The following is a 19227-nucleotide window of genomic DNA, read 5'->3' as shown; positions in this document are numbered from 1 at the left end:
TTATTGGTATCAGGAGCGGCGAAGCGGAACGAAACGCTGCCAACCGCGCTTGGGAACGCGCGTTGACTCGATCACGGGGATGATACCGATCGGCGAGGCACCGAGGATCGCCTTGAGCGCCCCAGGATCCCGGATCGGCCGCAGGAAGAGCTCCACCGCAAAGGCGAGTACAAAACCGAGCCCGAGGCCGCCACCGATGCCGAGGGCAGCGAGTAGGATGCGGTTAGGCCAGCTGGGGCTGTCGGGAATGACCGGCGGCTCGACGACCGACAGGCGCTCGGCCATTTGCTCGTCCTCGGCGCGCACGCCCGCGCGCGCGGTCATCAGCTGCTTTTGCACCTGCTCATATTGCGTGTTGAGCGCCGTCAGACGTTGCTGGAGTTCGCCGAGCTGCTGCTGGACGAGCGGAGCCCGCGCCTGCGCGGCGAGCCGCGAGCTGACCTCGGCATTCTCCTGCGCCTTTGCGGCGCGCAGGGCCGCGATCTGCTTGTTATTGAACGCGATCTGGTCATCGATCGTGTCGAGCGGCAGCTTTTGCGTATTGTCCTTGGCAAGCCGCCGCGCCTCGGCAAGCGCCTGCTTGGCGATCACCACGTCGGGATGTGTTTCGGAATAAAGCGCCCGCGCGGCAGCAAGCCGTTGCTCGGCTGCCGCAACCGTGGGATCGCGTTCGTCGCTCGTCTGCGCGACATTACGCTGCATGAGGAGAGTCTGGTTGTCGCGCTGGAGCGCGGCAATCTGTACGTCGTAGCTTCCTGCCCCCGAACCGATGACCATGCCGCCGGAGGCCAGCACATTGCCGTTGCGGGCGTTGACGCCAGCGATCTGCGATTGAAGGTCGCCGATCTGCGATTCAAGGCCCGCGGCCTGATCCGAAAGAAACTGGACAGTATTGGTCGCCTGCTCGGTATTGCCGCGCGCGTCGAGCTGCAGGACGCGATCCATCAGCGCCTGCGCTACAGCCTGTGCCTGCGCGGGCTGCGAATATTCAAAGGCAAGTTCGAAGGCGATGGCCCGCTGATCGGGGCGATTGGGCTGCGAGCCCGCATCGGTTGGTGTAAGGCTGATGGATTCGCGCATTTTCTCGAGAATTTTCGAGAGGGGCTTGCTCTTGCGGTCGCTCGCATAAAGACCGTTGCGTTCGATCAGTTCGATAAGATCGGGACGCGATGTGATCTGCTGCTGAATGGCCGCGATCCGGCGGTCGATCGCATCTCCGCCGTCGAGCCCGATAACCTCCTGCGGCAGCTGTGGCGACTCGACGAGCATGATGGCATTGGCTCGGTAGGTCGGCGGAATGAACAGGATACCCGCCAGCGCAGCGAGCGCGCCGACGATCGTCGGGACGATGATCCACCAGCGGCGTTGCCACAGGATTGCAGGCAATTGGCCGATGAAATCGGACCCGCCTTCACCTTGTTCGCCGGCCATATCGTCGAACTGATCCATCAGCGAAGCTTCCCGAAGCGCACCGTTACACCGACCATCAGCGAATAATTTGCATCGCGCCGGCCCTGGGTATCGCCATAGAGCTTGGTATAGGCCGGTGTCACGTTCAGACTGACGCGGTCGCTGAGCTTGCGACTGTAAGTGGCGCTGGCTCCGACGATGTCGGTGATGCGCGTCTGCAGCGGAAAGCCCGCAGCACCGCTTTGATCGGTGCGGCCATAGCGCCCGGAAAAGGCGAGACGGTCCTTCTCGGACAATTGCGCATCATAGGTCACCGCAAAGGCGGTGACGTTCGAGACGCCCCCGAGCGCGGTGGGCTGCGCGGAGCGATTTGCCGAAACGCACAAGGTGCGATTGAGCCCCTGGTCGCACAGCCCGATATTGCCCGAAAAGCTCGTGCGTCCAACCCTCGTGCCGGTCCCCACGTCCGTCCTCACATAAGATATGCCTGCCCCCGCGACGAGGCTCAGGCGCGAGTTGATCCTCTGTCGCAAACCGATCTGCGGACTGACGATCGTGCTGTCTCCGATCCTGCGACCAAGATAATTGACGCGTCCCACCGAGACGCTGGCGGTCAGCGCGGTGCGCTCGGTCAACTGACGCTGATAGCCGACGTGACCAGAGAGATCCTGATAGTCGAAGCCGACGTTGCGGTCGACAAAGGCGGCATCGAGCGAGACGCCGGCATCAACCGAGCTACGCTCGTCAATGGCATGGCTAAGACCGATCGACGCGCCGGCATTCTGCCGGCGTGTGCGCACGCCCGCGATCGACGTATCTACCGGCGGAATGCTGGGATCGGGAATGCTTCCTGGATCGAGCGGTGCCTCGATCGGGAAGAAAAAGCCATCCTGCACCACCGAGCGCGAAGTCTGATAAAATCCCGCCATGCTGAGCGTCGTGCGCTCATCGAGCTTCTGATCACTCGACACGCCGGCGCGCCCCGAAAAATCATTGCCGTAGCGTTGGGTATATTGCGCAAGGCGCAGCGTGCCGTCGAGGCTGGTCCGGCCCGATTCATTTTCCCAGACGATCATCGGACGCACTTCGAGCGTCGCTGCGGCGGCGGCCTTGCTATCAACGTAAAGAAAAGGATTGGTCGACACCGATGCGCCCGCCGACACATCGACGGTCACCTGCGGCTCCTGTGCCTGCGCGGTGCCGAAAAGGCCGCACGCCAACATCATTATCGATGAAGCAATTTTCCGCATCATGCCCCTCCTGCCCCACCTGCGCCTCACGGGACGATGACCGTGTCGCCGGTTTCGATGCGCAGAATATTGGCGCGCGCGATATCGCTGCTGTCGCCGCCCATCTTGAACAGGGGCGCCAGCCGGACCCGCATCGTGCGCAGCTCGTCACCGGATTTGCGAATGATGAGCACGTTGTCGAGATTGGCGAATTCGCTCGGTCCGCCCGCCATGCTGAGCGCTTCGAGCACATTGACGTAGCGCCCCGGCGTGAAGGTGCCCGGCGAACGGACACGTCCCATCACCGAAAACTGCATCCCCGAAGGCTGCACCACCGACACCGTCACCTGCGGAACCTGGCCGCGATACTGATCGCGCAGGCCGTTGGTGATCATCGCTTCGACTTCGGACGGCAAATAGCCCTGGGCTACGACCTTGCCGACAAGCGGGAAAGCGATCGTTCCGTCGGGAAGCACCTTCACCTTGCGCTGCAGTCGCTCCTCGCCCCACACGTAGATCTCAAGCTCGTCGCCCGCATTGATGCGGTAGGCACCCGCACGCGGCGTCGGCGCAGCGGTGGCGGCAGGGACCGGAGCGGCCTCGGCCGGCGCGGAAGACTGAACGGGCTGCGGCGCGGGGTCTGCCTGCACGGCGGCCGCGGGTGCCATCAATAGCAGGGAGAACCCGATCGAAAGCAAAAATCTGCGCATGGGGATAAAACCTTTACGGCGCCGACTCTATCGTTGCCCGGCGTCAGCCAGCCCGATCAGTCGACAGAAGAAGTTGCAACAGTATAAGGATGCCTATGATCCCTGACTATCACGTTAACCCTGAAAGGCAAAAGCAGCTGTGTCGCCGCGGCACAAAAACGCGCGCCGGCTTCACGCTTGTTGCTGCCCTCATGGCGAGCCTTTTGATGTCGGGATGCGGCCGTTCGGACGCCGCAGCGGCGCGCGATGCGATGCGCGCCCAGGAATTGCTGGGCGAGCGCCGTTTCGCCGAAGCCCGCATGGCGATCAAGGAAGCTATTGCAGAGCGCGACGACGAACCACAATATCATATACTTAGGGGGCGTATCGAATATGCCGTCAAGGCTATTCCGCAAGCCTTCGACGCGTATAGCAACGCCATGGCACTCGACCCGAGCAATATGGAAGCACTGCAGGCGGTTTCGCAACTGGGTCTCCAGACCGGCAATCTGCGGGAATCGCTCGCGGCCACCGAAGCGATACTCTCACTCGAACCCGACGATCCGAACGCGCTGCTCGTCCGCGGCCTCCACGCGATCGTGCGCAACCGTTTCGACGATGCGGTCGGCTATGCAGACAAGATACTGGCGCGCGACTCAGCAAATGAGGGCGGTGCGATTCTCAAGGCGCGCGCCCTGTTTCGCAAAGGGGAAGGCAAGGAGGCGCTGGCGGTCCTCGATCTTTTCAGTGCCAAGAAGACTGATACCAGCGGTATCGCGATGACCCGGCTCGAAGTCTACCGCGCCCTCCATGATTCCAACGGCATGCAGGCCGAGTTTGCGAAGCTTCGGAACCTTGCGCCCGCCAATGATGCGTTGCGGATCGACGAAGCCAATTTTGCTTACAAGCAGGGCCGCACCAAGGATGCGGACGCGCTCCTCGCGGCGCTGTTGGCCAAGAGCGAACTTGCTCGGGACGATATCCCGCAAATCCTTGTCCTCTGGCGGGAATATCACCCCGAGGCTCCGAGTGATGCCGCTGTCGGCTCCATTGCCGCGTCCGGCACGCCGGCAGCACGGATCGCAGTGGCAGCCTATCTTGTCGAAGCAAAACGCCTCGCCGCGGCAGATCGCCTGATCGCGACCCTGTCAGGCACCGATCGGGCGACATTGGAAGCGGCCGCCCTCCTTCGGCGCGGCGATCGGGCCGGGGCGCTGTCACGCGCGAACGCAATCCTTGAAGAGGATTCGACCAATTGCCGCGCGCTTGTCGTGCGGGCGAGCGCGCGTCTCGACATGCGGCAACTTGATGGAGCGCTACGCTCGGCGCAGGAGGCGGCCAGCCAGTGTCCCGAGAGGATCGACGCATGGCGTCTGGCCGCTATCAGCTATTCCGAACGCGGCGATCCTGAGAATGCCAATCGCATGTGGCGTCAGGGCATGGATGCAAATCGTCAGAGCTCGGTGCTCGCAGCGCAGTTCATGGGCTGGCTCGAAGCGAATGGAAAGCAGCGCGAGTCGATCGCGGTGGCCCGGCGACTGACCCATGATGCACCCGCGCTGATAAGTGGCTGGCGCCTCTATGCTGCGGCTTGCGATCGCGCGGGAGATGATTGCAGGGCGGCAGCGCAGCGCGGGCTTGAGCGTGCGCGTGAGCTTTACGGAATCGATCTTGTGCCCGGTGAGGCGCCGCCGAACGGGCTCTTTGGCCGGATCGTCACGCGATGAGAGAAAAAATCTTTACAAGACAGGAGTTTCTGGGACTTTCCTTCGATCCCATCGATATCGATTGCGCGCGGCGGGCGGTGGTAAGCCGCGCTGGCGGCGAGAGCTTTCACTATGTCGTCACGCCGAATGTCGATCATATAGTGGGACTTGACCGATCGCCAAATCCCCAGCTGCTCGCTGCCTATGAGGGCGCCGCGCTCTGCCTTTGTGACAGCCGCATCCTGGCGCGCCTCGCCGCGCTCGCGGATATTCGCTTGCCGGTCGTTCCGGGAAGCGATCTGACGCGCGACCTGCTCGCCTACGCGCTCCCGCGCGGCCGTATCGCGGTGATTGGCGGCGATCCGCTTATGCATGCGGCCCTTGAACAAATTTACCCGCGTTTCGAGTGGCTGTTTCATGCGCCGCCTATGGGATTGCGGAGCAATGCCGACGCCCGACGAACGGTCGGCGACTTTGTTGTGAGCAGCAAAGCTGATGTCATCCTTTTTGCCGTTGGCGCTCCCCAGAGCGAATTGCTGTGCGCGGAGATCGCGGCGCGTGGCGGAGCCCGCGGGGTAGCGCTGTGCATCGGAGCCTCGCTCGAATTCCTGACCGGCGCGAAGCGCCGGGCGCCGAACTGGATGCAGCGGGCGAGCCTTGAGTGGTTATTCCGCCTGCTCAGCGAACCGCGCCGTCTTTGGCGACGCTATCTTGTCGAGGGACCCCGAATAATCGCCATCTGGCAACGTTGGCGAACCGCGCGGGCTAGTCGCGACCTGTCCGGTTCCACCCCGTCTGCCGGCGGGTGAAGAAGGCAAGATAGACGGGCAGCTTCCAGAGCAGATAGAGCGGGGCACGCAGAAGATCGCGCGCCGGAAGCAGCGCCCGCGCCTCGCGCCACCAGGCGGCGAGCAGGGCGAGCGCAACAAGCGCGAGGAGCACAAGCAGCAACATGGCGGGCCGACTGTCAGCGCCCGACAGCGCGAGACCGGTAACAAGCGCCAGGTCGAGCGCGGCTGCGAGCAGCAGCAGGGCGAGCGGCGGCACGAGCAGATGCGCACCAAGAGCGGCCAAATGCCGCGAGCGGCGCCGCCTCGCTGCGCCCAGCAGCGGCCCCGCCTGCCTTCGCGCAGTGTCGAGAAACCCATGTTCCCACCTGCTGCGCTGCCCGCGGCTACTCGCAAGGCTGGCTGCGGGACTGGTCACGCGCGCGCCATCGTCGAAGCCTACCTTGATCCCCTCGCGCGCGAGGCGCAGCCCGAGCTCAAGGTCCTCGACCGCATTGGCGCTCGCGAGCGGAAGCCGCGCGAAGAGCGACCAGGGAAAGGCCATGCCGGTTCCGAACAAGAGCGCCCCGCCGCCAATCCGCAGCAGCCCGCGCGCCCGGACGACATTCTTCACCAGCATCGCGAAATTGGAGATGGAGACGAGCGGCGACACACCGGGAGGGGACGCCAGCAAATTGCTGGCCTGAACCGGCGCGCCCGAGATCAGCGCTGCGGCCGCGAGCCGTTCGGCGCTTCCCGCATCCATGCGGCAGTCGGCGTCGACGACAATCACGGCGTCTGGTGGGGCGCCGGCAAGATGATCGCGTCCGAAGGCAAGTGCAAATCCCTTGCCCCGCCGCTCGCGATCGTTGCGCTCGATGGCCTCGGCGCCCGCTGCGCGCGCACGTTCGGCGGTATTATCGGAACAATTATCGGCCACGACGAGGATGTGCGCGGTTGGTGAGGCTGCCGCCAGCCCGCGCACCGTCTCCGCAATCGAAGCGGCCTCATCATGCGCTGGTATGAGCAGCACCATATGCGCTGGCGGAGTGTCAGGATCGCGCGGCGCGAGGCGCGCCAGGCCGGCGGTCAGTTCGACCAGAAGATAGGCGAGGAGAAGGAGAAAGGGGGTCGCCAGGACCCAGGCGAGAAGATCGATCACCGCGCCATCGCTCCGGACGAAAGAGTTGGAGCGCGCGCTGTTTCAAAGTGCAACGCTGGCGCGCTGCGGAGCGCCGCGAGCTTGCAACATTCCTCAGTGCCGATAGAGAATGGAAAGCAGAGGGGAATTTCGGTATGGCGCGTGACTATTTTCTGGCCCGCAGGGTCCTGGTTACCGGAGGCGCCGGCTTTGTCGGTTCGCATCTTATCGACAGGCTTATCGAGCGCGGCGACGAAGTATTGTGCGTCGACAATCTCTTCACCGGTGCCAAGGCAAATATCGCTCATCTGCTTTCGCATCCGCGCTTCGAATTCATGCGCCACGATGTGTGCCATCCCCTTTTCGTCGAGGTCGATGCGATCTTCAACCTCGCCTGCCCCGCATCGCCCATCCATTATCAGCACGATCCGGTGCAGACCACCAAAGTCTCGGTGATCGGCTCGATCAACATGCTTGGCCTTGCAAAGCGCATCAAGGTACCGATCCTGCAGGCGTCGACGAGCGAAGTTTATGGCGACCCCACTCAGCATCCGCAAACCGAAAGCTATTGGGGCAACGTCAATCCCATCGGACTGCGCAGCTGTTACGACGAAGGCAAGCGCTGTGCGGAGACGTTGTTTTTCGACTATCACCGTCAGCATGGCATCGACGTGAAGGTCGCGCGCATTTTCAACACCTACGGTCCGCGCATGCATCCCGCCGATGGCCGTGTCGTCTCCAATTTTGTCATGCAGGCCCTGCGCGGCGAGGATATCACCATCTATGGCGATGGTTCGCAGACCCGCAGCTTCTGCTATGTCGATGATCTGGTCGAAGCGCTGCTGCGCCTGATGGAAACACCTACCGGCTTCACCGGCCCCGTTAATCTCGGCAATCCGGTGGAGTTCACGATCCGCGAACTGGCCGAGCTTGTTATCGAACTCACCGGCGCGCGTTCGAAGCTGGTCCAGCTCCCCCTGCCCTCCGACGATCCGACGCAGCGTAAGCCCGATATCAGTCTCGCGCGCCGCGAGCTCGACTGGGAACCGACAATTCGGCTGCGCGAAGGGCTCGAGCAGACGATCGCTTATTTCCGCCGCCTCGCGAACTGATCAGCGCCGCGCCAGCAGTGCCGAGATAAATTCGCGATACTGCGCGGCGATCGTCGGCCAGCCAAAACGCTCGATCCCGCTTGCGACGCCTTCGGTCCGGCGACCCTGCGCGAGCGCCCGGCGGATTGTCTCGACCAGCGCTTCACTTTGCTCGGTGTTGCACAGATATGCGCTGTTCTCACCCAGGATCCACCGCAGCCTTTCGCTGTCATGGCCGACAACCGGAAGGCCGCTCGCCCAGGCTTCGAGGAAAACATTCCCGAAGGATTCAAGAAGCGAGAGGTGCAGAAAGATATCAGCCGATCGGTACAGCGCCGGCATTTCGGTCGCTGGCAGGCTCACCCGCTGATAGCGACCGGGCAATATCTCGGCAGCGAGCGCTGCGGCTTCGTCGCGGAGCGGACCATCCCCCGCCACGACGAGATGCGCATCTTCAAGCTGCGCGACGGCGCGAATGCCGTCGAGCACGCGCTTTGTTGCGATATGCGCGCTGACCATGAGCACGATCGGTCGGTCCAGCGGGAGTCCGAAACGTGCGCGCTCCCCCTCGCCGGTATGGAAACGCTCGAGATCGACGCCGTTTGGAATGAGCGCCGAGGGCCATTTGAACCGGTTGCGTTCGAGATAGTCGGGATTGGTGCAAACCAGGCCATCACAGCGAAAGCTGCGATATTCGGAATTGGTGGCATAGGCTGGCCAGTCGCCGTTCTGGGTCACGAACAGGCGCAGCGGCCGCTTGCTCGCGGGCCTTCCGAGCGCCCAATGGGTGAAGGGAAAGGAGCAGGTTATCACCGCGTCGAAGTCGCCGGGCCGATAAGCCGCAAGGAGACCGGGAACGAAGCTCGCATCTTCCCATGCGGTTTCGCTACGAAGCGGCGGAAAGAAGGGAAAGGCTTCGAAGCGCTCACGGCGCACGGCACCGACGCGGCGATACGTGTAAGGCAGACCTTCACGTGGTTCGCCTGAACCCATTACGGTAACTGCGTCGCCGCCGCGCGCGAGTTCCGTCGCCACCGACAGCAAGGCAACCTCTGCGCCGCGGTCGAAACGATGAAATCCCGGCAAGGCAAACAGCAGCTTCATGAATTTCCCTGGTCAGCTTGGGTGCGCACGGCGCGCGCAATACAGTGGAAGGGCGGCGCTACCAGCGGCGCCACCCTTCCGCCCACTGTCATAGCGAAAAACTTGTTGCGAAGCGGTGAAGACCCTGCGGTGGATGATACGAAGAGAAATGCTCAGGTCCGCACGGCGAGATAATCATTGTACCTGCAGTCGCCGCTCGAAACGATCGGAACGAGCCGCGTACGCAGCAGACGCTTGTCGATTCCGAAGACGGTGTAGCGATGGCGGTGCAGCAGCGTACCTATCGCTTCGGCTGCCCCTGCCCCCTGATCCTCGAACAGAATTGCGCGCGGCGCGAGGCGCGCAAGTTGGACATCGATGGCACGAAAAACGGTCTCCTCATGACCTTCGACATCCATTTTGATGAGGTCGAGACGCGGCAGACCGGCAAGCAATTCTCCGGCATGCATCGCGGGCACGGCGAACTCTCCGTCCGCGTCTATGCGTGAGGCACCCCGATTGGCCTGATCTATGCGAAAACGGACTTCGCCAGCGGCGTCGGATAGCGCAACGCGGTGGATGGCGACTCTATCGCCAAAGGGCGCCATATTCGCTTCGAGCAGATCGACAATTTCGGGTTGAGGTTCAACGCAAATTGCACTTGAGTCCGCGATCCGGCTCAGGAAGCAGGCCGCGACATAGCCGATATTCGCCCCGATATCGAGAAGCACGTCGCCTGGGCGCGCGTGATCCAGCAGGACCTGGACGACCGAACGATCGAAGCGGCCTGTGAGCAGAATATGCCGTCCGATCAGGTCATCGGCGCGAACGCGCAGCGCAAATCCGTCGCTCGTCTGCGCCAATCTTTCGCCCTGTCCCAGATCGACCCCGCGTGCGAAGCGGTCGATGATCCGCCCCGACCCGTTCGCGAAGGGCCAATAGCGGGCGGCAAGAACGGCGGGGGTCATGATGCGGGAATAGCAAAACTGGCGCCGAGGGCAATGCGCGCGTCATACGTATCAAAAGGACACAGGCTGGGCTTGGCAACAGTGGACCTCGTGCTCAGGCTATCCTACGCCTTGACGGGCAGTTCGCGGATTCGCGAACGAAATCATAGGGGCATCGATTGGTGCGACGTCTGCCGAGGATCGGATTATGGGCAGCGCTGGTGCTGCTCTACGCATGGCCGGCCCTGCTCAACGGCGCCCCCTTTTTCTTTCCCGATACCAGCCATTACATCCGAGCCGCGGATGCGGCGGTGGTGTCGCTGACGGGTCATCGTTCGAGCTGGTCGGATCGGCTTCTCGAAGCACCTTCAGCCCCGGCAGCAAACGCCTCTGGTCCAGACGCGGCGTCGCCCCCTGGCGCTGACCCAGCATTGGCCACCGCAACGGCCATCCCTCCTCAGATCCGCCCGGCGCGGACTGTCCTCACCGGGCGATCAATCTATTATGGCGCCTTCCTCTATGCCGGGCTTGAAGGGCTCGGGCGGTTCGGGCCCGTGTTTGTGCAGTCCGCGATCGCGGTCGGGACGGTTGCGCTGTTCCTGTTCGGCGCGACGGCATCGCTCACGCCCGGTCGCCAGCAACGCTGGATTTGGGGCGGGCTGATCGCAGTGGGGCTTCTCAGCCCGCTGCCCTTCTTCGTATCGCGCCTCATGCCGGGCGCTTTCACCGGCCCGCTCATTCTGGCCTTTGTGTCATTGATCCTGTTCGGCGCGCACTATGGCCGTCTCGCGCGCACATTTCTATTCATGGTAGCAGCAGCGGCGATCACCTTTCATATTTCGCACATCCTGCTCATCCTCTCGGTCGGCGGCGGCGCCTTGCTCCTCAACCTCGGGCAGCGGCAGGGCTGGACGCTCCGGGTTCTGCTGCCGACGAGCCTCATTCTCATCGCTATCGCGGCACAAATGCTCTTCTCGGCAGCGGTAACGCGCACGCTCGGCGCTCCGCCGACCGCCCCGCCCTTCCTTTCCGCGCGGCTGATCGCCGATGGCCCCGGCTACCGCTACCTCGAGACCCACTGCAATCCGCCGAAGTTTCTTCTGTGCGGCTACCGCGATCGGATGCCGCAACCAAGTGACATCATGCTGTGGAGCGAAGATCCGCACGAGGGAATATTCAGCACGCTCGGCGAGGATTCGAAGCGCCAGCTCGGTGGCGAAGATGTCCGCTTTTACCTTGCTGTCCTTCGCGAATATCCAGGCGAAGTGATCGGGTCGATCATCCGGTCAAGCGGCGAGCAGGCACTGGCTTTCGATCTTGATCACTTCAATTATGTCGCCGAGCATCGCGAAGGGGCGCGGAGCCATCTCCCCCCCAAGATATTTTCCTGGGTCGAACGCTCGGCCGCGTACCGCGGCACCGTTCCGGTCGCGCCCACGATTTTCGTGACGATCGCGGTGACACTGCTCTCCCTCATTCTGCTTGCGGCCGGCTTTGCCTCCCGGACCGGCCGCGCGTCATGGCGGTCTCCGGGCGCGGCCGCGGCACTTTTGATCCTGCTCGCGCTCGCTGCCAATGTCGTCATATGCGGCGGCATGTCGACCCCGCATGCCCGCTATCTGATGCGCATTGTCTGGCTGCTGCCGCTTGCCGTCATCGCTTTTGCGGCCGCAATGCCGAGGCGGCGCGGCGATCATCAGCACGTGCCGGTATCGGACGCGCCGCCAGCATTGGAGAGGACCGCATGAAGCTGATCATCCAGATCCCATGCTACAATGAGGCCGATACTCTTCCGGCCACTATCGCCGATCTGCCGAAACAGATCGATGGCATCGATATAATCGAATATCTCGTCATCGACGATGGATCGGCCGACGGCACCGACGCGGTGGCGCGCGCGTGCGGGGTTCACCATATCCTGCGCAATCGCCGCAATATGGGCCTTGCCAGAAGCTTTCGGCGCGGCCTCGATTACGCGCTCGGCGCTGGTGCCGACATTATCGTCAACACCGACGGGGACAATCAATATTACGGCGCTGACATTGCGCGCCTCGTGGAACCGATCGTGGCAGGACGCGCAGACGTGGTCATCGGCGATCGCCAAACCCAGACGATCGCCCATTTCAGTCCCGCCAAGCGCATGCTGCAACGCTTTGGGAGCTGGGCGGTGCGCCATTTCTCGGGCGTCGATGTGCCCGATGCTGTAAGTGGCTTTCGCGCCATTTCCCGCACTGCTGCCTTTCAGGTAAATATCGTCTCGTCGTTCAGCTACACGATCGAGATGCTGATCCAGGTCGGTCAGAAGGCGATGGCCTATGAAGCAGTCCCCGTGCGCACCAACGCCAAGACCCGCGATTCAAGGCTCTTCAAATCGGTGTTTCGCTTCATGGAGCGCTCGGGGACGACCGCGCTGCGCATGTACGCCATGTATCAGCCGCTGCGCACTTTCGCAGTCATCGGCGCGGTCATCGCGTTCATCGGCGTGCTGCCGATGCTGCGTTTCCTCTATTATTATTTCTTCGTCAGCGGTGAAGGCAAGATCCAGTCGCTGGTGATCGGTTCGGCACTGCTCACCGTGGGCGCGCTGACCTTTCTCCTCGGACTGATGGCCGATCTCATCGGCCGCAATCGCCAACTCACCGAGATGACCCTCGAGCGGGTCAAACGCATCGAACAGATCGCCCTCGCCCGCGGCGCCCTTTTACCTCCCGCCGCCGAAGAGCCGGCGATAGGCGAAGAATTTGACCAGAGTGGAGACCGCCAGCACGAGCAGCAGCGCGGCGGCGTAAGAGAGGATCGCGGCTGATCGTAACGCGGAGAATGCGAAAAACTCGGCAATCCGGAACAGCGCATTGACCAGGGCGTAGCGCCACAGATCGCGTCCAATACTTGCTTTGCTCGCAAACACCAGTCGGCGCAGCGTCAGAAAATTGAAGGCATAAGCAATGGCGAAGGACAGGCCGACCGCGGTTCGTTCGCCCAGCCCTGCCCACTCATGCAGCAGGATCGGCAATAGGAACGAAAGCGACGCACTTGCAAGTGTCGCCACCGCGAAGCGCGACAAGGCGGTCAGCAACGGCACTCTGGCTCCCATTTCGGCGGCGCGTGCGCGAAGGGAGACGGCCGCGCGTCCCATCACCGCATTCCCCAAATGAAGCGCAGCGCCTGCATGGACGGCGTCTAGCGCGCGCGGCATGCGATGCGCAAGCGCACTTCGCGCGCGACTCGGCAAGCGCCGGGCTGGTAACGGCGGTGGTTAACCATATGCAAGTTTTGCCTAATTTATGTAAAATCCCGCGATTCTGACCTCCGGCGTCCCGTCGCGGCCCATAAAGCCCAGTTTCCTAGGCCTTTTGAGATGCCATAATGATACTGCGCGAACGGCAGAATCCATGTTTCGCGACCGAGCAAATTACTATAATTAGGTCAAATGGCAGGGGTCATAACATTTCTTGCGTCCAAAAGACGGATCGCCGCGGGTGCAGCAGCACTCGCCGTTCTTGCAACGACGTCGGTCACCGTGCCGCTGTTCAGCGGCGATGGCGGCCTTCTCCTGGCGCAAGCATCGGACGCGCTGCAGCGCTTCGTCGACCGCTCGCCCGGCGAGCGCGGCGAAACCGACCTCATCAAGACCAAGGTCAAGCGCGACTTCGGAGCCCCGGCGAGTGCCCGCGCGCTTGGACCGCAGCGTGATGCGCCCGAAGAGCGGGCGCTCGGCAAAATTTTCGATACGCCGCCTGAAGAGGCGGTGGATCAGTTGAGCGAGAATCCGCTCGGCCCGCTGGCGCTCGCCGATCCCGATCCGTCGCTGCTCCCGCTCGGCGACGCCGGGACGATTGGCGGCACGCCGTCCGGACCGGGGTTCCCGGGCGGTATCAGCACGGTCGTCCCGCCGATCGCGACCGACCCCGGGGACCCGACCACCCCCGTCGACCCTGAACCGCCGGTGACGGGTGCCGTGCCCGAGCCTGGGACCTGGGCGTTGATGATCCTCGGATTTGCGCTCTGCGGTGCGGCGCTTCGTCGCCGCAACGGCCTTTCGCAAGGTCGTCCGGGCGTCGCCTGATGCGCGGCTGGATTGTCGGCCTTCCCCTCGGCGCGCTCGCGCTTGCGACGGTTGGCTATAATCATGATGCCGCAAGCTCGGTGGCTGCCGATCAGGCGGCGCGAGCGGCACCTCTCCATCCGGCGCAAGCCGGGCGTACCTTTCTCTCGTCTCAAGAGGCTGCGGCAGCTGCGCAAGCCGGGCTCGTGCCCGCCGGAACCAAATCGCTGCTCGACACAAAATACCGGCTTCGGCACGGTGAGTATGACTGGAACGACACCAACATCCCGGCAGGGAAGCTAAGTGTATGGGTTGATCTGCGCCGGCAGATGATTTCCGTTTTCCGGGGCGGGCATGAGATTGGCACAGCGGTGATTGTCTATGGCGCCGAAGGGATGCAGTCGCCGCTTGGTACCTTCAAGATTCTCAACAAGGATGCCGATTATCATTCGCGCAGCTACGATGCGCCGATGCCCTATTCGATGTTCATCACCAATACCGGCATTGCGCTCCACGGCAGTCCGATGTCGAGCCGGCGCGCCACCCATGGCTGTATCGGCCTACCCGTCGAATTTGCAAAGCTGCTCTTCGCCGCCGCCCAGCGCGGCGACACCGTCGAAGTCGTGCGCACCGATCCGCGCAGCGTCGCGGCCGCCGAAAGCAGACGCTTCAGCTAGTCAGGCGTCAGCGATAGGTGGAGACAGCCTGCACTGCCACTGCCTGTCGGATCCTCGCCCCGCGGTTTCTTTGGCAGTTTGGTCCGGGTTAGGACCTTCAAAAAAAGTCGACCGTTGACCGCTGCAGGCAACGCGGCAAGGCAAGCCTGAAAATCGTTAGGACGCCGTTTACCGCCCCCGTAAACCTTGTTTTAGCGGGCTTGCGATAGCTTTTCCCTGGTTTCGGGGATTTGCGCATGAAGCACATCAGCCTCAAGGCAGGAAAAATCGCGCTTCTGGTAACGGTTGCGCTCGTTTCGACAGGCGCGCAGCCGCGCCTCGGCGCCCTCGATGATCGCCTCCTTGCTAGCCATAACCGCGAGCGCGAGCTGATGGGCGTGCCCGAGCTGCGCTGGAACGATGAGCTTGCGCGGGGCGCTCAGGCCTGGGCCGATCATCTTTCGGCGACGGGCCGGTTCGAGCATTCCCCCAACGTTCCCGGCAAGCCGCTCGAAGGCGAAAACATCTGGGGCGGAACCCCCGGTGCATTCCGTCCCGAAGACATGATCGGTCTCTGGCTCAAGGAAAAAACCTATTTCACGCCCGGTACCTTCCCGCTCAACAGCACGACGGGCCGTGCCGAGGATGTGTCGCACTATACGCAGCTGATCTGGAGCCGCTCGGGCGAAGTGGGCTGCGGCGTCAGCGACATCGGTCGCGAGGAAATTCTTGTCTGTCGCTATTCGGAACCCGGCAACGTCCGCGGCCGCGACCCGCTCGCGCCGAGCAATGCGGCCCCCGCGCCGCGTCTGCGCCGCGACTATTCCCCCTTCAGACGCCCGCTCGTGGCGTCGGCAGCCGGCGCCGTCCGGTTGGCATCGGCAGCGAGCGGCGATACTGCCGGCGCCGTCGCCACGCCCTCGCCTGCATCCCCGAGCGGCGCGCCTGCATTTTCGTCGGCGAGAAGGCGCGGCGATTTCAATATGGCGCTGGTATTCGGCGGGATTCCGTTTGCGGTGAAGCCGGTTTCGCCAATTGCCTCGATCTGCGGCTGGTCGACGAGCGGCTGCTCCTGGCTCACCGATTGAGTGAAGGCGGCGCGGCGGCCCCAGCCGCCGGTCCATCGATAGAAAATATGATGATCGAGCTGCGCGATCTTGGCGAGCGAACTCGCCCAATAGGGCACGACATAATCGGCATGATAATGCGTCGCCATGCCGACGCTTGGCTCGACGGCACCCGATAGCGCGGCAACCGCAATGCGGCGCGCAGCCTCCCATCCCTGCCGGGTCGGAATCCGCGCAAGGCTTCCATCGCAGGTGAATGTGAACTGGCAGCCCGTCGGCCTTTCCGACCCCTGGTACACCACCCCGCAGATGCTGTTAGGAAAAGCCGGATGGCGGACCCGGTTGAGCACGACCTGCGCCACGCCGCGCTTGCCCTGATCGCTTTCCTGGCCCGCTTCATAATAGATGGCGGCGGTAAGACAGTCGATCGACGAACGCCGCCCGGCGACGTCCGACGCGTTGATCGGCAGGACCAGCGGCGGCGCACGCTCGATTGGTGCCGTCGAAAACGGAAGCGCGGCATTTTCCGCGCGCGCATCCTCGGGCGCCAGTTCCTTGTAGAGCTGCGGTTGGGGAACGGGCGGCCTCGCCATGGCGACGGGTGCTCGTTCGGCGAGCTGGCGCGGATTCTGGCCGCGATGAAGCAAGGCCCAGGCGGCGAACGCGAGCGCTGCAACTGCTGCAAGGACAAGCAGAGCCGCGATCAGGCGATCACGTATCAGCCCGCTATCGGTTCGAGTCCGGACCATATCCGCTCACCATTTCGGCACTCGCGCGGCTCTATGACAAAGCCCGGTCCGCGTCCAGTGGCTGCAACCGATGCCCGGCCGATTGTGCCTTGCTGATACGGTTCGACCGGGAGGCGCGTCGCCCATTGGCAGGTGCCGCGCTTTGCTCTATCGGATATTCATGACTGCCGATGCCGGAAAATTCGATGGCAACGCTCGCTGAGCAATCGCGAATTGCGCCGCCGTCGCTACCGACGCGCCTGTCGCCCGGCGCGTGGGCCTTGATCGTCGGGCTTGCGCTCTTTTGCATTCCCACCTTCATCTTCGTTGTCCGCGAATCCTGGTCAGGCGAAGCCGGCGCACATGGCCCGATCGTGCTCGCAACCGGGCTCTGGCTTCTGCACACGCGCTGGCTCGAAGTGCGGGATATGCGCTCCATCCCCGCGCAGGGACCGGTCTGGGCAATGCTCGCGGTCCTCATTCCGCTGACGATCTTTGCCCGGATTACCCAGATCGTCGAGATCGAAGGCTATATGATGTACGCGACCGTGCTCGTCGTACTCTACAGCCTCGTCGGCCTGCGGGTCATGAAGGGGCTGTGGTTTCCGCTCTTCTATCTCGCCTTCATGTTTCCGCCGCCCGAGACGCTCGTCGCTGCGGTCACCGTGCCGATGAAGATGTGGCTCTCGCAGGCAGCCGTCGGCTTTCTTCAGTTGTTCGGCTATCCGATCGGCGGCGAAGGGGTTCGCATCTATATCGGTCAATATGAGTTGCTTGTCGCAGCAGCCTGCTCGGGGATCAATTCGATCGTCTCGCTGGCAGCGATCTCGCTCTTCTATATCTATATGCGGCATCAGGCCGAATGGCGCTATGCGCTGCTGCTCGTGCTGTTCATCGTGCCTGTCGCGCTAATCGCCAATTTCTTCCGCGTGCTCATCCTCATCCTCCTGACCTATCATTCGGGCGAGGCAACGGCGCAGGGCTTCCTGCATAATTTCGCAGGGCTGGTGATGTTCGGGATCGCACTGCTCACCATTTTCGGGATCGACGTGGTGCTCAAACCGCTCTGGGATCGTTTCACCGCGCGTCGCAGCGAGCCGGCCCATGGCTGATGACAGCGCCGCCTCCGGCCCGGCGATCTCGCGGCGAAGCGCCCTGATCGGCGGGACGCTGGCCGCCGCATCGGCTTTCGCTTTCGTCCGCCAGCCGGCGGTCGCCAATCCGATCGTTCCGGAGAAGACCTTCGAGACCTGGGTACCCCGGCAGTTCGGGCGCTGGACGAGCATTTCGGAGAGCGGCGTGGTGCTCCCGCCGCCCGATGCGCTGCGCGACCGGCTCTACGACAATCTCGTCACCCGGGTGTACGCTTCGGCGAGCGGCGTGTCGGTGATGATGCTCCTCGCCTACAACAATGCGCAGGACGGCGTACTGCAACTCCACCGGCCCGAGACATGCTATCCGGTCGGCGGTTATGCGCTGAGTGACACCCGCGAGGTCGATATTCCGGTTGGCGGACGGCGCATCCCCGCCAATTTCTTCACCGCGACCGGACCCGACCGGATCGAGCAGGTGCAATATTTCACGCGGCTGGGCGACGCCTTCCCGCGCAGCTGGGCCGAGCAGCGGATGGCGGTCATTCGCGCCAATATCGCCGGCGACATTCCTGACGGCATGATGATGCGGGTCTCGACGCTCGGCATGGACGCGCCCGAGGCGGAAACATTGCTCGACGAATTCTCTCGAAGTTTCATCCTCCATTCCAATGCCCGCCTGCAGCATCTGCTGCTCGGTGCGACCAGCAGTACGTAAAAGGACCTATCGATGCGCACCAAGAACCTCACCGCCATTGCCCTGGCCTGTCTTTCGCTTGCCGCCTGCGACAAGGAGCCGACCGGCCAGGTCGCCGCCGTGGTCAATGGCGAGGAAATCACGCTCCAGGAAGTCAACGCCGAGCTCGGTAACGTCAATATTCCCGACGGCGTCGACAAGAAGGTGGTGCAGCAGGCAGCGCTCGAGCGTGTGGTCGAACGGCGTTTGCTGGCGCAGGCCGCGCGCGACGAGGGGCTCGACAAGACCCCCGATTATCTGCTGCGCGAACGCCAGCTGCGCGATGCCCTGCTCGTCCAGCTGATGGGTCAGAAGGCGCAGCGCGCGCAGCGCGTTCCCGAGCAGGCCGAGATCGACAAGTTCATCGCCGACAACCCCGACATGTTCGCCGATCGCAAGATTTTCGCAATCGACCGCATCCAGTTCCCGCTGCCCAAGGATATGGGAGCGCTGAAAGCGCTCGAGAACGACCATTCGATGGAAGCGGTTGCGGCGCATCTTCAGGAGCTCGGCATCAAGTTCGCACGCACCGACGCGCAGATGGATTCGGCGCAGGTCGGCAAGCAGCGCATGCAGCAGATCCGCGCGCTGCCGGCGGGCGAGCCGTTCATCGCGCCTGAGAATGGCATGGTCACGGTTGCAGTGATCAAGAGCGAACGCGCCGTTCCGCTGACCGGCGACGCGGCGCGTCCGTTGGCGGTCCAGGCGATCCAGAATCAGCAGCTGACGAGCGCGATGCAGGATCGCCTCAAGCAGGCCCGCGCCGCTGCCGAAATCAAATATCAGCCCGATTTTGCGCCCAAGGGTGCGGCGAAGCCTGCCGCCAAGTAGCGCCGACCTG

The 19227-nt window shown here is 63.2% G+C and carries 20 protein-coding genes and 1 pseudogene; 11 read left to right on the top strand and 10 right to left on the bottom strand.

The features are described from left to right. Positions 1-9 precede the first annotated feature (9 nt). The 3 genes from L0963_RS06285 to L0963_RS06275 are packed head-to-tail and all read right to left on the bottom strand — an operon-like array spanning position 10 to position 3307. On the bottom strand, positions 10-1449 hold the full coding sequence (locus L0963_RS06285) for a GumC family protein (protein WP_234178843.1): 1440 nt from the start codon (positions 1447-1449) through the stop codon (positions 10-12). Then, a complete protein-coding gene (locus L0963_RS06280) occupies positions 1449-2660 on the bottom strand; it encodes a hypothetical protein (protein WP_234178841.1) in 1212 nt (403 codons plus the stop codon). The genes L0963_RS06285 and L0963_RS06280 overlap by 1 nt, the downstream gene beginning before the upstream one ends. 26 nt (positions 2661-2686) lie before the next feature. After that, entirely contained in the window at positions 2687-3307 is a 621-nt protein-coding gene (locus L0963_RS06275; protein ID WP_234178840.1) for a polysaccharide biosynthesis/export family protein, read from the bottom strand. 233 nt (positions 3308-3540) lie between these two features. On the opposite strand from L0963_RS06275, the gene L0963_RS06270 reads away from it, so the two are divergent. Together L0963_RS06270 and L0963_RS06265 are read left to right on the top strand one after the other, a co-directional pair. Continuing rightward, a complete protein-coding gene (locus L0963_RS06270; protein WP_234178838.1) occupies positions 3541-5055 on the top strand; it encodes a tetratricopeptide repeat protein in 1515 nt (504 codons plus the stop codon). Beyond that, entirely contained in the window at positions 5052-5843 is a 792-nt protein-coding gene (locus tag L0963_RS06265; RefSeq protein ID WP_234178836.1) for a WecB/TagA/CpsF family glycosyltransferase, read from the top strand. The genes L0963_RS06270 and L0963_RS06265 overlap by 4 nt, the downstream gene beginning before the upstream one ends. Here the strand turns inward: L0963_RS06265 and L0963_RS06260 are convergent. Then, positions 5800-6963 carry a glycosyltransferase family 2 protein gene (locus L0963_RS06260; protein WP_234178834.1) on the bottom strand — a complete coding sequence of 388 codons (1164 nt, stop codon included), beginning with the start codon at positions 6961-6963 and terminating at the stop codon, positions 5800-5802. The two genes, L0963_RS06265 and L0963_RS06260, sit on opposite strands and share 44 nt — an antisense overlap. After that, positions 6960-7286 carry a hypothetical protein gene (locus L0963_RS19870; RefSeq protein ID WP_442800554.1) on the bottom strand — a complete coding sequence of 109 codons (327 nt, stop codon included), beginning with the start codon at positions 7284-7286 and terminating at the stop codon, positions 6960-6962. Before L0963_RS19870 ends, L0963_RS06260 begins: the two co-directional genes overlap by 4 nt. On the opposite strand from L0963_RS19870, the gene L0963_RS06255 reads away from it, so the two are divergent. Further along, a complete protein-coding gene (locus L0963_RS06255) occupies positions 7170-8054 on the top strand; it encodes a UDP-glucuronic acid decarboxylase family protein (RefSeq protein WP_367652038.1) in 885 nt (294 codons plus the stop codon). The genes L0963_RS19870 and L0963_RS06255 overlap by 117 nt on opposite strands. Here the strand turns inward: L0963_RS06255 and L0963_RS06250 are convergent, their stop codons facing one another. Beyond that, positions 8055-9137, bottom strand: coding sequence for a glycosyltransferase family 4 protein (locus tag L0963_RS06250; RefSeq protein WP_234178832.1), 1083 nt, complete (start codon positions 9135-9137; stop codon positions 8055-8057). 152 nt (positions 9138-9289) lie between these two features. After that, positions 9290-10084 (bottom strand): FkbM family methyltransferase, encoded by a 795-nt coding sequence (locus L0963_RS06245; RefSeq protein ID WP_234178830.1) that lies wholly within the window; start codon positions 10082-10084, stop codon positions 9290-9292. A gap of 533 nt (positions 10085-10617) precedes the next feature. On the opposite strand from L0963_RS06245, the gene L0963_RS06240 reads away from it, so the two are divergent. Both L0963_RS06240 and L0963_RS06235 read left to right on the top strand, forming a co-directional pair. Next, on the top strand, positions 10618-11811 hold the full coding sequence (locus tag L0963_RS06240) for a hypothetical protein (RefSeq protein WP_234178828.1): 1194 nt from the start codon (positions 10618-10620) through the stop codon (positions 11809-11811). Continuing rightward, positions 11808-12869: a glycosyltransferase family 2 protein gene (locus L0963_RS06235; RefSeq protein WP_234178826.1), complete on the top strand. Its 1062-nt coding sequence runs from the start codon at positions 11808-11810 to the stop codon at positions 12867-12869. The genes L0963_RS06240 and L0963_RS06235 overlap by 4 nt, the downstream gene beginning before the upstream one ends. Here the strand turns inward: L0963_RS06235 and L0963_RS06230 are convergent. After that, a complete protein-coding gene (locus tag L0963_RS06230; RefSeq protein WP_234178824.1) occupies positions 12765-13199 on the bottom strand; it encodes a GtrA family protein in 435 nt (144 codons plus the stop codon). The two genes, L0963_RS06235 and L0963_RS06230, sit on opposite strands and share 105 nt — an antisense overlap. 294 nt (positions 13200-13493) lie before the next feature. Between L0963_RS06230 and L0963_RS06225 the strand changes: the two genes are divergently transcribed. After that, on the top strand, positions 13494-14129 hold the full coding sequence (locus tag L0963_RS06225) for a PEPxxWA-CTERM sorting domain-containing protein (RefSeq protein ID WP_234178822.1): 636 nt from the start codon (positions 13494-13496) through the stop codon (positions 14127-14129). Next, a complete protein-coding gene (locus tag L0963_RS06220) occupies positions 14129-14785 on the top strand; it encodes a L,D-transpeptidase (RefSeq protein ID WP_234178820.1) in 657 nt (218 codons plus the stop codon). The genes L0963_RS06225 and L0963_RS06220 overlap by 1 nt, the downstream gene beginning before the upstream one ends. 191 nt (positions 14786-14976) lie before the next feature. Here the strand turns inward: L0963_RS06220 and L0963_RS06215 are convergent, their stop codons facing one another. Then, positions 14977-15249 (bottom strand): hypothetical protein, encoded by a 273-nt coding sequence (locus L0963_RS06215; protein WP_234179125.1) that lies wholly within the window; start codon positions 15247-15249, stop codon positions 14977-14979. Here L0963_RS06215 and L0963_RS06210 point away from each other — a divergent pair. Beyond that, a pseudogene (locus L0963_RS06210) lies at positions 15157-15447 on the top strand (CAP domain-containing protein); the annotation flags it as partial. The gene L0963_RS06215 and the pseudogene L0963_RS06210 overlap by 93 nt on opposite strands. Positions 15448-15584: 137 nt before the next feature. On the opposite strand, the gene L0963_RS06205 reads toward L0963_RS06210, so the two are convergent. After that, complete coding sequence (locus tag L0963_RS06205; protein WP_234178818.1) at positions 15585-16580, bottom strand: cell wall hydrolase; 996 nt, start codon at positions 16578-16580, stop codon at positions 15585-15587. A 185-nt stretch (positions 16581-16765) separates the two neighbouring features. Here L0963_RS06205 and xrtV point away from each other — a divergent pair, with 185 nt between their 5' ends. The 3 genes from xrtV to L0963_RS06190 are packed head-to-tail and all read left to right on the top strand — an operon-like array spanning position 16766 to position 19217. Next, on the top strand, positions 16766-17671 hold the full coding sequence (gene xrtV, locus L0963_RS06200; protein ID WP_234178816.1) for an exosortase V: 906 nt from the start codon (positions 16766-16768) through the stop codon (positions 17669-17671). Beyond that, positions 17664-18368 carry an exosortase-associated protein EpsI, V-type gene (epsI, locus tag L0963_RS06195; protein WP_234178814.1) on the top strand — a complete coding sequence of 235 codons (705 nt, stop codon included), beginning with the start codon at positions 17664-17666 and terminating at the stop codon, positions 18366-18368. Before xrtV ends, epsI begins: the two co-directional genes overlap by 8 nt. A gap of 12 nt (positions 18369-18380) precedes the next feature. Further along, positions 18381-19217, top strand: a complete 837-nt coding sequence (locus tag L0963_RS06190) for a SurA N-terminal domain-containing protein (protein ID WP_234178812.1) — start codon at positions 18381-18383, stop codon at positions 19215-19217. The last annotated feature ends 10 nt before the right edge of the window (positions 19218-19227 follow it).

The organism is Sphingopyxis sp. NFH-91, from assembly GCF_021401285.1.
GTDB lineage: Bacteria > Pseudomonadota > Alphaproteobacteria > Sphingomonadales > Sphingomonadaceae > Sphingopyxis > Sphingopyxis terrae_A.
The sequence above is the reverse complement of the archived record's forward strand: the minus strand, read 5'-3'. Positions and strand labels throughout refer to the sequence as shown.